Genomic DNA, 13,466 nt, shown 5'->3' on the forward strand with positions numbered 1-13,466 from the left:
ATCTTTAACAAAACTACAATATATTATAATACAAATTATCCTGTTACTGCAAACTATTAATGACTTCCAGTATATCCTTTAAGAGGGCCAGAATATCTGAATTCTTCATATCCGTCAGCCTTACTGTAAAATACGGAGCCTTTGTGGCATTAAAAGTTATCAGTTTGCCGTAGCTTTCTATAAGCTTCATTACCACCTCAGGCTTTAATGAGTCCCCATTGCCGAAATATATGTTAATTATATTTCCCTTCTGATTAATATTTACTATCCCTCCATTGGATGCCAGGGCTTTTATATATGCAATCCTTAAAAGATTATCTAAAGATTCGGGGATATTCCCGAACCTGTCCTCCACCTCTTCCTGTATATCGTACATATCCTTTAAATCCCTTATGGATGCTATTCTCTTGTAAATTTCTATCTTTTGTGTCTCATCCCCAATAAAGGAACTGTCAATATAGGCATTAATACTCAAATCAATAGAGGTTTCCACGGATTGTTTTACGTTTTCGCCCTTGACTTCGTGAATGGCTTCTTCCAATAATCTGCAGTACATGTCATAGCCCACTGTATCCATGTGTCCGTGCTGTTCGGGGCCTAACAGGTTCCCTGCTCCTCTTATTTCCAAATCCCTCATTGCTATTTTAAAGCCGGACCCTAACTCTGTGAATTCTTTTATTGCCCGCAGCCTTTTTTCTGCCACCTCGGCTAAAATTTTATCCCTCTTATAGGTGAAATAAGCAAAGGCCAGCCTGTTGGACCTTCCTACTCTGCCCCTCAGCTGATAAAGCTGGGATAGTCCCATCCTGTCAGAATCATAGACTATCAGTGTATTTACATTTGGAATATCAAGACCTGTCTCTATAATAGTGGTGCTCAGCAAGACGTCATATTCACCTTTTAAAAAGCTTATCATGACATTTTCAAGCTCATGCTCGCTCATCTGCCCATGCCCTATGGCTATTTTTGCCTCTGGAACCAGTACGCTTAATTTTGCATACATATCCCTTATGGTTTCCACTCTGTTATATACGAAGTATGTCTGGCCACCCCTTGTCAATTCCCTTACTATGGCATCCCGAATCAGCTGTTCATTGTATTCCACCACATAGGTCTGAATGGGATACCGCTCTTCGGGAGGAGTTTCAATTACACTCATATCCCTTACTCCTAAGAGAGACATATGGAGTGTTCGAGGAATAGGAGTGGCCGATAAGGTCAATACATCCACGTTTTTTTTCAAGGACTTTATGGCCTCTTTGTGTGTGACTCCGAACCTTTGCTCCTCATCCACTATTAAAAGTCCCAAATCTCTAAATTTAACATCCTTTTGCAGCAGCCTGTGAGTGCCCACAAGCATGTCAACCCTCCCTTCCTTTAATGCCAGAAGGGTCTTTTTCTGCTGGGCCGGGGTTCTGAATCTGCTTATCATATCGATTTTTACAGGAAAGTCGGTAAACCTTTCGACGAAATTATTATAATGCTGCTCTGCTAAGATTGTTGTAGGCACTAAAAAGGCCACCTGCTTTCCATCCATGACAGCCTTAAATGCAGCACGTATTGCCACCTCGGTTTTTCCATAGCCCACATCCCCGCATAAGAGCCTGTCCATGGGTTTAGACCTTTCCATGTCTTTCTTTATATCCTCAATTGCCGTCAGCTGGTCGGGAGTTTCTTCATAGGGAAATTCCTCTTCAAACTGCTTCTGCCACGGAGTATCCTTGGGAAAGGAATGGCCTATTACCTCCTGTCTTAGAGCATAGAGCTTGACTAAATCATCGGCCATGGCTTTAATGGATTCCTTTACTCTTGCCTTTGCTTTTACCCAATCGGTCCCGCCTAATTTGTGTATCTTTGGTGGCTTTCCTTCCGCTCCGATATATTTCTGCACCATGTCGAGCTGATCTACGGGAACATACAGCTTATCGCCGGAAGCATACCTCAAATCCAGGTAATCCTTTTTAATGCCTTCCACAACCAGCTGCTTTACGCCTTGAAAAGAGCCTATGCCATGGTTGACATGGACTACATAGTCTCCTAACTTAAGGTCGGTAAAACTTTTTATTTGGGATACACCCTTTTTTATAACTGCCCTTCTCTTATGCTTTGCTTCCCCGAAAATTTCCCGGTCGGATATTACTGCCAGGCTCATAATCGGATATTCAAAGCCCCTGTTTAATGCTCCTCTGGTTATCATAATCTGGCCTTCCACCAAATTTTCCGGGAGAACATCATAATATACCGATTCAATACCCTTTTCCTTTAATGTTTCGACCAATCTTTGTCCTTTTGCAGGGGTACCGGAGAGAATGACTGTTTTGTATTTTTGCCTTTTCCATTTCTCTAAATTTTCAATGAGAATTTCTATCTGTCCGTGAAAAGGATGCATGGTGACGGCAGTAAAGCTTATACCACATACGGGATTGAACTCCTCAGTCAGTTTAGGCAAAACATTAAGTGTCACAACTCCATATTCATTTAACATGCCCAATGCATCTTCCTTGGTGTATAAAAGCTCTCCCTGGGAAGGCAGCACTTCGCCCTTTGATAAAAGATTCTCGAATAATTCCTGGAACTCAAAGGACAGAATGTTCATTCTCTGCAATACCCTTGAAGGCTCATCAACAACTACCAGAGGCGTTAATTTAAAATAATTGAATATGCTAAAAAACCTATTATAAAAATAGGGCAGGAAACTGTCTATGCCTTCAAAATAAATTGCCTCCTTAAGCTTTTCTAAAACATGCTTTACTTTTTCTTTGATACGGTCATCGTATTCCCTTTCTTTTTTACTTCTTTTAACCGAAACCCTTTTTTCATATTCACGGTTTATTTTTTCAACGGCAAGATTTACAGCATCTTTTTCAATAATGGTCTCCCTTGCAGGGAAAATTTGTGCACAATCAACCTTGTCTGTAGATCTTTGAGTTAAGATATCAAACTCCCTTATGGAATCTATCTCATCATCAAAAAGCTCTATTCTGTATGGAGCTTTATTTGTCAAAGAATAAAAGTCTATTATACCTCCTCTTATGCTGAACTGGCCTTTTCCTTCCACTATGTCCACTCTTTCATAGCCTGAAATTATGAAGGTTTCCGTAAGGTCCATCAGATCGATGGTATCCCCCACATTAAGCTCTAAAGTGTATTTTTTAAAGATATTGGGATTAACATATTTCTTGGCTATATTATCAACGGAAGTCACAACAATCAAATGGTCATTATTAATAAGATCTTTAATAACCTTTAGTCTTTCACTTACAATATCCCTGCTTATTGCATCCACATCGTAAAGCAGAACCTCCTTGGAAGGCAGAAAGCATACATTATCGGTAAATAGCAATAAATCCTCGTAAACCTTTTTAGCTTCCAGATCATTATAAGTAATGAATATCAAAGGCCTTTTTATATTATGGAACAGGGAATACGCCATATGGCTTCTCTGAGACTCCGAAAGTCCGTAAACGGCCACTGGCCCTGCATTCTTTCTGATATTTAAAAGAAGGCTTTTGTATTCATTTATCTCTTCAAAAGGTTTTATTAAACCCAGCATTTAAACACTTCCTATCCTTGCGGCAATACAACATTAACCCAAGGACTTAAGTCCTTAGGTTTTAGAGATTAGAATTATTTATATCAGATATTCTTAACACAAATCATTATACCTTATTCAATGATACTTCAAAATATTTATTCTTCATCCTCAATAAGGGAGGGATGTTTATAGCTGTTGTACTTGTTCATGGACTCCTGCACACCAAAATTTATGATTTCATAAATGGAGTCGGCACATATCTTAATTACGTCGTCTATAATCATTCTCTCTTCCTTCGAAAACCTTCCCAGCACATAGTCTATCATATTATATTTAGGAGCGCCTATACCTACCCTCACCCGGGGGAAAGCATCATCCTCCAGCATATATATAATGGATTTCATTCCGTTATGACCTCCGTCACTTCCTGAAGGTCTTATTCTGAGTCTTCCTAAGGGTATACTTGTATCATCATATACCACAATTAAGTTTTTAATTTCTTCATTATAAAAGTTTATTGCATCAAACAGACTTTCACCGCTGGCATTCATATATGTCTGGGGTTTTATCAAAAGAACCTTGTTATTTTCAATAAAACCTTCGCCACACAACGCCTTAAACTTGGATTTAGTTATATTGATATTATTCTTGTATGCCAGATAATCCAATACATCAAAGCCTGCATTATGTCTTGTATTCTCATAATCTTTACCCGGGTTTCCTAATCCCGCTATAATGTACATTAATATCTCTCCTTGCCTTAAGTTAAGCTAAATTCATCAAAGCCGTAAATCTATAGATATTTCAAATATTCCTTCTAAGTTCATATATATAATACTATTTTTTTATATTTCTATAAAGTGCAAGTTACAGCCCATCTAAAAAAGCAGTGGCTTTATACCACTGCGCTTCTTTTCCTTAATCTGCCTTCTTCCATATACCTTTCATTTCTTCTTTTTCTTTTTCTTATTATAGCTTTTTTATGCTTGCTGGAATTTTTAAAAATATCCATTAAGGGTAAGGATACAAAACTTAAGACTATAAGTAAATCAGCAAACATGATGGCTGCCAGCCCCAATTGGGTAGACGCAAAGTTTAAGAGGTACCCTAAATAAGGTATAGTCATAATCCTTCTTCCTATTATGTTGAAGCCTCCGGGATCTCCCTCCATCAAAATCAAATTACTTTTATAACCTTCCACATTTTTAAATGCTATTCCACCGGAATGGGTATAGGCCGCAATATAATTTTCTTTTGAGTTTTCTGTCCCGGTATCATGTATAACTATGATTTTCCCGGCATTGCCGTCAACTGCATATTCCGATGATAAAAGGTATATGGGGCCTATTCTTGGTGTGGAAAACTCATTTTTAGAATTTACAATAGATGCAGTTAAAATAACTGATATAGCTAAAAATAATATGAATACTGCACTTTTAAGAATTGCTAAAGCCTTTTTAATTTCCTTCATCCTCAATTCCACCTTTGTAATTAAAATATTAGCTTATGAAACTTAAAAATATTATATTACAAGGATGTTCAATTGTAAAAAATTCCCAATGACATTTAGCTTATTTATTCTACATATTTATTTTAAAACTTTTTTGATTTGAATCATCCGGAATAAAAACACAGTGAAATTTCTATAGATTTATCGCATTATAGAGAACGAATTTTAATATAAAATACAAGATGCGCTATAAAAAAAGCTGTGTCTTTGGATTGTTCCAACTACACAGCTTTTAGTACTTTTAGCTTGTCTGTCTCCTTTGCTCACCAAGGGTAACGGCTATAGTCATGTACTTGCCCTCCCTCCACACTGTAACATTTATGGAGTTTCCGGGTTTGTATTTTTCAAGCTCGGATATTAAATCCTCGTTGCTTTTAATCTTAACGCCATTGACTTCCGTTATAATATCCTTTGGCTTAAAGCCGGCAGCTTCAGCCGCACCGCCGCTTGTCACCTCTTCTATTCCCGCTCCTACAGGCTGGTTATATTCCTTTGCAATATCCTCTGTTATGGTAACTACCACAACTCCTAATTGGGCTCTTGATATATATCCGTTCTGCATAAGCTCATCGATTATGGGCTTTGCTTCATTTACAGGGATAGCAAACCCCATACCTTCCACATCCGCATCGATAAATTTTATGGTGTTTATGCCTATTACTTCTCCGCTTTCATTTATTAAGGCTCCTCCAGAATTTCCTGGATTTATGGCCGCATCTGTCTGTATCAGTTTATATCTTCTGTCATATTCACCGTCGTTTATGCTCATTTTCCTGTTTGTTGCACTTATTATTCCCGATGTCACGGTGCCGGCATATTCCTCACCTAAAGGATTTCCGATGGCTATTGCAAGGTCGCCTACTCTTACCTTGTCCGAATCACCCAATTTTGCAGTCGGCAGGTTATCCGCTTCTATTTTAAGTACGGCAAGGTCGCTTCTGGCATCCGAGCCAATAACCTGGGCTTTAAAGCTTTTTTCTCCCCCGGCAAGGGTTACCGTTACTTCTTTCCCGCCGTCTATTACATGCTGGTTGGTTATTATATAACCTTTTCTGTCAAAAATTATCCCTGAGCCTGTGCCTGTCACCTTGCTCTGTCCGAAAATATTTTGCGCCACCCCCGTTGTACTTATACCTACAATGGCAGGTCCTACCTCTTCAGCTATCTTTGCAATAAGGCTGCTGGGCGGCTCGTAATTTACCGTCTTTGGTATTTCCTGATTTATAGAAGATGTCAAAGGGGTTGTCAGGGGCTGCCTATCAAACATATAATTGACAAAAGCTCCTCCGGCAATACCGCCTAAAATTGCAGATACAAGCATGGATGCTATAAATGGCGCTAAGTTTTTAAATCTCCTCTTTCTGACGGGAACATTTTGTATATTTATGCTTCCGTTCCTTTGAAGAGGATACTCATCAATGCTTTCCTCATGGTTTGCTATGAATTCTTCTTCCCCGTCCTCATGTGGATCAGGAGATATATCAGAACCGTCTTGGCTTTCAAGTTTGTCCATATTTTCATTATCCATGTAATTGTCCATATTTTTTACTCCTCGATTATTCGACAATAATATATAATTTGCCATAATTCAATTATATGTAAGTATTTTTAATAATATATGAACAAAGTGTAAAATTATTATATACTTTGTGCCAGCTTTAAGGTAAAGTGAAAAGTCGCTCCCTCGCCTTCCTTTGACTCCACCCATATTTTCTCGTCATGCTGTTTAATTATCTGCCTTACTATTGAAAGTCCTAAACCCGTACCTCTTTTATCGGTTCTTGACTTATCCGCCATATGGAATCTATCCCATATAAGCTTTAACTCGTGGCTGGGTATTCCCACACCGGTGTCACTTATGGTTATATGAGCCTTTTTGCCTTCTATCCTGGTTGATATGCCTATCTTTCCTCCTTCTCCGGTAAATTTTATGGCATTATCAACAAGATTGGAAACCACCTGGCCTATCCTATCCCTATCCCCTATGACATAAAGCTCTTCGCCATATAGCGTCACATCTACATTCAATTTTTTATTGTCTATTTCATTTTCCAGCCTTATTATATTTATCCTTATGACTTCATTTATATCAAAATTATCAAGCTTTAATGAGAATTCTCCCGATTCCAGCCTTGAAAGATCCAATATGTCAGATATAAGTCTTGTCAGTCTTTTGGATTCATTCAGGGCTATGTCAAGATATACCCTTTGTTTGTCTTTTGGTATAGTTCCATCCAATATTCCCTGTATGAATCCTCTTATGGATGTTATGGGGGATCTCAATTCATGAGATATATTGGCTATAAATTCCCTTCTCATGGCTTCCAAGTTCTGAAGGCTGTCGGCCATATAATTAAAGGATTCGGCCAGCTCCCCTATTTCATCCTTTGAATATATGGCAACTCTTTTTTCAAATTCCCCTCTTGATATATCCCTTGCTATTTTGTTTATATTATAGAGGGGCCTTATTATTATATTTTGAGTAAGGTAGTATATTATAAAGGTGGATATGATAACCGCTATTATTGCGGAAACCCAAATAAAATTATATACCTCTTTCATGGCCTCATTTATTTCATAAAGAGGAGAATTCATAACCGCTGCACCTATTATCCGCTCGTTTATTATCAAGGGAAATGCAACGGTTAAAGTAGGGGTGTTGAACTGGTCTTCAAATACCCCCTCCTTTGCAATGGTGCTTCCCCTTAAAACTTGATGTATTTCATCGGCGCTTATCTGCTGCAGCACAACTCCCACCTGGTCGTTTTCATCCTTGTTGGAGCTGGCTATGATAAGGGTATACCTGTCTACAAACCATATTCTTGTATTCAACAATATTTCCAGTGACTTTAATTCCTGGTTGAGATTATCCTGATCCTTTTCACCTTTATAGAAAGCTTCCATCATGCCGTTAAATACAGCCGATTCTGAAAGAAGAGCCTGGCTTCTTTGCTTGTAGTAATATCTTTCGAACCAAAAAGACAAAAGAACAGCCAGCAGTATAAAGCTTATTAAGATAACTGCAAAATATGCTGTAATAAGCTTTGAATAAAGGCTGTTTTTTAATAGCTTCACATTAAAATTACCCGAGAGCCTTCCAAAAAAAGATGCATTCTCATTGTCTTTTGCCATTATTTCACCTCGAACTTATACCCTACTCCCCATACAGTTTTAAGACTCCAATTCACATCATCGGTATCAATCTTTTCCCTGAGCCTTTTAACATGGACGTCAACGGTCCTTGAATCCCCTACGAAATCATAACCCCATATCTCATTTAACAGCTGTTCCCTGGTATACACCTTATTAGGGTTAGATGCAAGAAAATACAAAAGCTCCAATTCCTTCGGAGGCATCTCCACTATATTTCCCTTCAAGATTATCTGGAATTTGTCCATATCTATGATGAGTTTGTCAAAATTCAAAACCTTGGCAGCTTCCAAGGACTTATATCTTCTTAATACAGCTTTAACTCTTGCCGATAGTTCCTTAGGATCAAAGGGCTTTACCATATAGTCATCGGCTCCCAGTTCCAATCCCAATACCTTGTCAAAGGTTTCACCTTTGGCAGTCAGCATTATTACAGGAGTAGCGTATTTTTTTCTTATTTCTTTCAATACATCCCAGCCGTTTATAATGGGCAGCATTATATCAAGTATTATAAGTTCAAAATTCTGATCTATATTGTCTATGGCTTCTTTGCCGTTATAGACCTGAGTGCATTCATAACCCTCTTTTTCAAGATACATCTTTATGAGCTCGGATATATTCCTATCATCGTCTACAAGAAGTACTTTACTTTGATTTTCCATATCTCAACCTCCGTAAGCAACATTTATTTATATTATATACTTTAATATTAAAAAATCAAAAGCAAAGTTATTTGATGGCTTTCAGGGAATTACACTCTAAGATGAGGAGAGCAAGCTTAAAGAACCTTTCATTAAGTATTTGAATATTGGAATGACATGTTGACAAAAGATATCCGCAAGTATATACTGTGTATATACACTATATACAGTATATACAGAGGAGACTCTTATGAACATTATTATTTCGAATTCATCCCAGGAAGCTATATATGAGCAGATAGAAAGACAAATTAAAAGTCTCATCATTAAGGGAGATCTTTCTGCCGGTGATAATCTGCCTTCCATAAGGAGCCTGGCACAGGAGCTTCAAATAAGTGTAATTACGACTAAAAGAGCATACGAAGAACTTGAAAGAGACGGCTTTATAGAAACAGTGCCAGGGAAAGGTTCCTTTATATCCGGCCAGAACAAGGAATTAATACGGGAGAAAAGACTAAAAATGATAGAAGAGAGCCTGGCACAGGCAGTATGCGAAGCCAGGGATTTAAATTTGAGCCTTAATGATCTTAAAAAAATGCTGAGTATTTTATATGAGGAGGAAAGATTATGAGCAATATTTTATCAGTCAAAAATTTAAGGAAGAAATATAAGGACTTCACCCTTCAAGATATAAGCTTCAACCTGGAAAAAGGATATATAATGGGATTCATCGGACCAAACGGAGCAGGAAAAAGCACGACAATAAAGCTCATTATGAATCTTATAAAAAAGGATGACGGAAAAATAGAGATTTTTGGGCTAGATAATATATCCCATGAAAAAGAAATTAAAGAGCGGATAGGTTTTGTGTATGACGAAAGCCACTTTTATGATGAACTCTCAGTTACGGAAATGAAAAATATAATTGCACCTTTTTACAAAGGCTGGGATGATAAGGCATTTGTGAGGTATCTTAAGGAATTTGACCTACCCCCCAAAAAGAAGATAAAAGATTTCTCAAAGGGCATGAAGATGAAATTTTCCTTGGCCCTTGCATTATCCCATGGCGCAGAGTTAATCCTTATGGATGAACCGACATCGGGGCTGGATCCAATATTCAGAAGCGAGATACTTGATATACTGTATTCATTAATGCAGGATGAAAACAAGGCAATATTCTTTTCCACCCATATTACAACCGATCTCGAAAAAGTCGCAGATTATATAACATTTATTAATGATGGAAGAATTATCTTTTCGGAAACAAAGGATAAAATACTTGAGACCTACGGTGTGGTCAAAGGCGGAAAGGAACTGCTGGACAGTGATATAAAAAAAGAATTCATAGGGATAAGGGAAAGTTCTTTTGGATTTGAAGGGCTCACAAATAATACAAAAAAAATAAAAAGCCTGTTTAAAAACAATGTGCTTATTGAAAAGCCTTCACTGGACGATATTATGGTCTATACGGTCAAGGGGGTAAGATAATGTTAAACCTGATCATTAAGGATATTGTTATTCAAAAAAGGAGCCTTCCAACCATCTTATTTTTAACGGCCATTATGATTGTTTCCTTTCAGGGGACACATGGAAACGGCGCATATATCGTGGGTTCTGCCGCAGTAGTATTCATCCTTTTATCCGGTGCTTTTGCATATGATGAAAAATACAGGGCAGACATGCTTTTAAACAGCCTTCCTGTAAGCAGGAAGGGAATAGTTGTTTCTAGATATCTCTCGGTATTTGCATTCTCAATAATCGCCGTGCTGATAATGTCATGTGCAGGTATAATTTTAAACGTTTCAGGTCTGCCCCTTAAAATTGGTTTGATAAGCCTTACGGATATTGCTGTTATATATGCCGGAATTATAATTATGTCTTCAATTTATCTCCCCATATATTTTAAATTCGGCTATGTGAAATCAAGGATATTTAATATGATACTTTATATACTCACCTTCGGCGGGTCGGCCCTCATATCAGGTATACGCCAGGTACTTGCGGAGGAGTTCGGATATGCTGCAATGCCCGGTTTTTTTAATTATTTTAATTTAGATACAGCATGGCTGCTTGTAACAACCATTGTCCTGCTTTTATCGTCAATCATGCTGGCTTCCGTAATAGTATCAATTAAAGTGTACCGCAGCAGAGAATTCTAAATTTGTCTTACAAGGAGGATTATAATGCTTAATCTAATTTTTAAGGATATACTGATACAAAAGAAAACCTTTCTGTATTCCGTGCTGTATGCTCTTTTTGCAGTAGTAGGAATAACAAACTCATTCACATCAAGAGGAGCATATATATTTGGTTCCATAGGCATTGCATACCTCTTTGTTATGTATTCAAATACCTATGATGACAAAAACGGCTGTGAAATTACACTGAACAGCCTGCCGGTATCCAGGAAAGATATAGTCCTGGCAAAATATATGTCGGTACTGGTATTTATATTTATCGGCATAATAATGACCGTCTTTGCCGGAATGCTCGTAAAAATGCTGCTGCCTCAAATACCCTTGCAAAACATGGTCATTAATGATATTTTTATGATTTTTGCATGCATTATCCTCATGTATTCCATATATTACCCGATGTACTTTAAATTCGGGGCGATAAAGGTGAGGATGCTTAACATGGTGCTTTACTTGATTTTCCTGTTCGGGCCTATCAATTTAATTGCACTGGCCGATAAAAATACCGGCAATTCAATGCTAAATAAGCTTTTATTAATTATAACAAATAATCCGGACTTTTACTTTTATGCTTTTGCGGCCGCACTTTTACTAGGCCTGATGCTCATATCCCTGAATATATCAATTTATGTGTATAGCAGAAAGGATTTATAGTTTCCTCTGCCCTGATTCTTATAATATTTATAATATGGCAGTTATACACAAATAAGGAGGCAGTGTTATTAGTCACTTAAGTGGATTAAAGTGAGAACAAAAGCTCCTCGTTTCCTAATCTATGTGGAGCGAGGTGCTTAATTTTATATGTCTTGTGGAGACCGTTTTTTATAAATTTGACTTATGAAACAACCCCTTTTTTATTAGAACTGGTTGTATATATAGTTTGTTTTATCCGATCCCGAAAATAAAAATATTATAATTGTACCGAGTGCTATGAGTATATATAGTAAAAGCTTAAGATTAGTATTATGCCTTATTTTACTGCTGGTTTCCGTGATAAAATTTATCAATTGCTTCATTGACATACACCCACCCTTTCCAGCCAAGATGCATTATGTCCTTAAGGAAATAGTCCTCATATTCGTACTGGGAGAAATCCGCCATATCAAAGCCATATTCCGAAACCAGATTCCTTAATTTTTCATAATAACCTAGTCTGTCATCTTTATCAAAGCCGCAGTAATCATACCATTCTCCGTGAACGGGCACGCTTATTATTAAGGGCTCAATCCCCAGAGATTTTACTATATCAAAAAGAAGCCTTAAATCCTCATATTCCGGTGATTCCAGATATGACTGACCAATGTATGAGTTCTTATAATCTGACAGCTTATTCTTTATATAAGTGTCATAATAGCTGTTTTCTATTGAAAATTCATTGTTGCTTGCTTCTTTAATACCTGCTTCTTCTGCCCTTTTCTTTTCTGCTTCCCAGTCAAACTCCGTACTTCTTTTTAACAGCACCTCATCTTTAGCGCTGTATAAGTTTAAAAGCTGGCTGCTTTTTATTTTGTCTTTTATAGAAAGGAGATGATATTTGAATTTGTAATAGGGCATTAAAATTGTCAGCAGCCCTTTGGAAAACATATTATCCATTGAATACAGGGTCCCAAAGGCTTTTATATTGCCAAATTCATTATTTCCCCCTGCCAAACTGCTTATCCTCTTTGCTACAGATAATTTCAGCTCCTTATCTATTTCATCATTGAACATAAAGGAATAAAACTGAAGCTCAGAAAAATTCATATTAAACTCTTCAGAACCTAAACCAGCCTTGGTAAACCACTGGGGCGATATAATCAATACCATTTTTTTAGACTTCATATCCTGACCTAATGCTCCTATATTTATAGCATGTATAATGCTTTGAGAATATCCTCTTCCGATCAGGTTGACCTGAAAGCCATCCTTCTTGGCAGCGAAAAAATCCACGGGATAAAAGGGTTTTTGCATAGAACCTAATTCTGAAGATCCGAAAATAAGAAGGTTATCATCTCTTTTAACAGAGCTTTTTTGTAAGATCATACCCTGATTTTTCACAGTGCTTCCGTATATATCACCTATCTGGTCATAATATACACCCGAAATACTCCTGCCATAAAAAGCATCAATGGAATATAAAAAAATGCCGGCTATTATACAAAAACAGAGAACAGCACATATTATTCTCGTTATTTTGCCCATCTTTATCTCCTCTTGTTAAGGTAGCCAATTAGCTTATTGGGAGTTTCAATTTCTTCTCTTTCCACATCTGTAGGAGCAATCTCAATGCCAAGCTCCTCTTCTATCCGGATTAAAAGCTCGGTAATTCCGAGAGAATCTAAAAGCCCGGACTCAAATAAATTGATATCCCTGTCATTTTTAACTTCATCAGTTCCGCAAATTTCTTCCAGCATATTTAGTACTTTATTTTCCATGATTATTTACCTCCGTTTATA

The 13,466-nt window shown here is 37.3% G+C and carries 12 protein-coding genes; 4 read left to right on the top strand and 8 right to left on the bottom strand.

Annotation, left to right across the window (positions count from 1 at the left end; all coding sequences use genetic code 11):
* Positions 1–43: 43 nt before the first annotated feature.
* The 6 genes from mfd to OXPF_RS17590 form a co-directional block, all read right to left on the bottom strand.
* Entirely contained in the window at positions 44–3,553 is a 3,510-nt protein-coding gene (mfd, locus tag OXPF_RS17565; RefSeq protein ID WP_054876530.1) for a transcription-repair coupling factor, read from the bottom strand.
* Between the two features lie 137 nt (positions 3,554–3,690).
* A complete protein-coding gene (pth, locus tag OXPF_RS17570) occupies positions 3,691–4,278 on the bottom strand; it encodes an aminoacyl-tRNA hydrolase (RefSeq protein ID WP_054876531.1) in 588 nt (195 codons plus the stop codon).
* Between the two features lie 152 nt (positions 4,279–4,430).
* Entirely contained in the window at positions 4,431–5,006 is a 576-nt protein-coding gene (locus OXPF_RS17575; RefSeq protein WP_054876532.1) for a hypothetical protein, read from the bottom strand.
* Between the two features lie 280 nt (positions 5,007–5,286).
* Positions 5,287–6,585: a S1C family serine protease gene (locus tag OXPF_RS17580; RefSeq protein ID WP_160317261.1), complete on the bottom strand. Its 1,299-nt coding sequence runs from the start codon at positions 6,583–6,585 to the stop codon at positions 5,287–5,289.
* Positions 6,586–6,683: 98 nt separating this feature from the next.
* Positions 6,684–8,177 carry a sensor histidine kinase gene (locus tag OXPF_RS17585; RefSeq protein ID WP_054876533.1) on the bottom strand — a complete coding sequence of 498 codons (1,494 nt, stop codon included), beginning with the start codon at positions 8,175–8,177 and terminating at the stop codon, positions 6,684–6,686.
* Positions 8,177–8,857, bottom strand: coding sequence for a response regulator transcription factor (locus OXPF_RS17590; protein WP_054876534.1), 681 nt, complete (start codon positions 8,855–8,857; stop codon positions 8,177–8,179). Before OXPF_RS17590 ends, OXPF_RS17585 begins: the two co-directional genes overlap by 1 nt.
* Positions 8,858–9,086: 229 nt before the next feature.
* On the opposite strand from OXPF_RS17590, the gene OXPF_RS17595 reads away from it, so the two are divergent.
* From OXPF_RS17595 to OXPF_RS17610, 4 genes are read left to right on the top strand one after another with little or no spacing between them, the layout of a single operon-like run.
* Positions 9,087–9,467, top strand: a complete 381-nt coding sequence (locus tag OXPF_RS17595) for a GntR family transcriptional regulator (protein ID WP_054876535.1) — start codon at positions 9,087–9,089, stop codon at positions 9,465–9,467.
* Complete coding sequence (locus OXPF_RS17600) at positions 9,464–10,324, top strand: ABC transporter ATP-binding protein (protein WP_054876536.1); 861 nt, start codon at positions 9,464–9,466, stop codon at positions 10,322–10,324. Before OXPF_RS17595 ends, OXPF_RS17600 begins: the two co-directional genes overlap by 4 nt.
* Entirely contained in the window at positions 10,324–10,995 is a 672-nt protein-coding gene (locus tag OXPF_RS17605) for an ABC-2 transporter permease (RefSeq protein ID WP_054876537.1), read from the top strand. The genes OXPF_RS17600 and OXPF_RS17605 overlap by 1 nt, the downstream gene beginning before the upstream one ends.
* A 24-nt stretch (positions 10,996–11,019) precedes the next feature.
* Positions 11,020–11,685 (top strand): ABC-2 transporter permease, encoded by a 666-nt coding sequence (locus OXPF_RS17610; protein WP_054876538.1) that lies wholly within the window; start codon positions 11,020–11,022, stop codon positions 11,683–11,685.
* Positions 11,686–12,006: 321 nt separating this feature from the next.
* Here the strand turns inward: OXPF_RS17610 and dltD are convergent, their stop codons facing one another.
* Both dltD and dltC read right to left on the bottom strand, forming a co-directional pair.
* Entirely contained in the window at positions 12,007–13,212 is a 1,206-nt protein-coding gene (gene dltD, locus OXPF_RS17615) for a D-alanyl-lipoteichoic acid biosynthesis protein DltD (RefSeq protein WP_054876539.1), read from the bottom strand.
* A 2-nt stretch (positions 13,213–13,214) separates the two neighbouring features.
* The gene (gene dltC / locus OXPF_RS17620) at positions 13,215–13,445 is read right to left on the bottom strand and encodes a D-alanine--poly(phosphoribitol) ligase subunit DltC (protein ID WP_054876540.1); all 231 of its coding nucleotides are present in this window, start codon (positions 13,443–13,445) and stop codon (positions 13,215–13,217) included.
* Positions 13,446–13,466: the final 21 nt, after the last annotated feature.

The sequence above is a fragment of the Oxobacter pfennigii genome, assembly GCF_001317355.1.
GTDB classification, from domain to species: Bacteria; Bacillota; Clostridia; order Clostridiales; family Oxobacteraceae; genus Oxobacter; species Oxobacter pfennigii.

What these genes read in the sequence shown, in the direction of transcription:
- mfd (WP_054876530.1), bottom strand. Translation starts at nt 3,553, where the DNA reads ATGCTGGGTTTAATAAAACCTTTTGAAGAGATAAATGAATACAAAAGC.
- OXPF_RS17600 (WP_054876536.1), top strand. Translation starts at nt 9,464, where the DNA reads ATGAGCAATATTTTATCAGTCAAAAATTTAAGGAAGAAATATAAGGAC.
- OXPF_RS17580 (WP_160317261.1), bottom strand. Translation starts at nt 6,585, where the DNA reads ATGGACAATTACATGGATAATGAAAATATGGACAAACTTGAAAGCCAA.
- dltD (WP_054876539.1), bottom strand. Translation starts at nt 13,212, where the DNA reads ATGGGCAAAATAACGAGAATAATATGTGCTGTTCTCTGTTTTTGTATA.
- OXPF_RS17610 (WP_054876538.1), top strand. Translation starts at nt 11,020, where the DNA reads ATGCTTAATCTAATTTTTAAGGATATACTGATACAAAAGAAAACCTTT.
- OXPF_RS17585 (WP_054876533.1), bottom strand. Translation starts at nt 8,177, where the DNA reads ATGGCAAAAGACAATGAGAATGCATCTTTTTTTGGAAGGCTCTCGGGT.
- OXPF_RS17575 (WP_054876532.1), bottom strand. Translation starts at nt 5,006, where the DNA reads ATGAAGGAAATTAAAAAGGCTTTAGCAATTCTTAAAAGTGCAGTATTC.
- OXPF_RS17590 (WP_054876534.1), bottom strand. Translation starts at nt 8,857, where the DNA reads ATGGAAAATCAAAGTAAAGTACTTCTTGTAGACGATGATAGGAATATA.
- dltC (WP_054876540.1), bottom strand. Translation starts at nt 13,445, where the DNA reads ATGGAAAATAAAGTACTAAATATGCTGGAAGAAATTTGCGGAACTGAT.
- pth (WP_054876531.1), bottom strand. Translation starts at nt 4,278, where the DNA reads ATGTACATTATAGCGGGATTAGGAAACCCGGGTAAAGATTATGAGAAT.
- OXPF_RS17605 (WP_054876537.1), top strand. Translation starts at nt 10,324, where the DNA reads ATGTTAAACCTGATCATTAAGGATATTGTTATTCAAAAAAGGAGCCTT.
- OXPF_RS17595 (WP_054876535.1), top strand. Translation starts at nt 9,087, where the DNA reads ATGAACATTATTATTTCGAATTCATCCCAGGAAGCTATATATGAGCAG.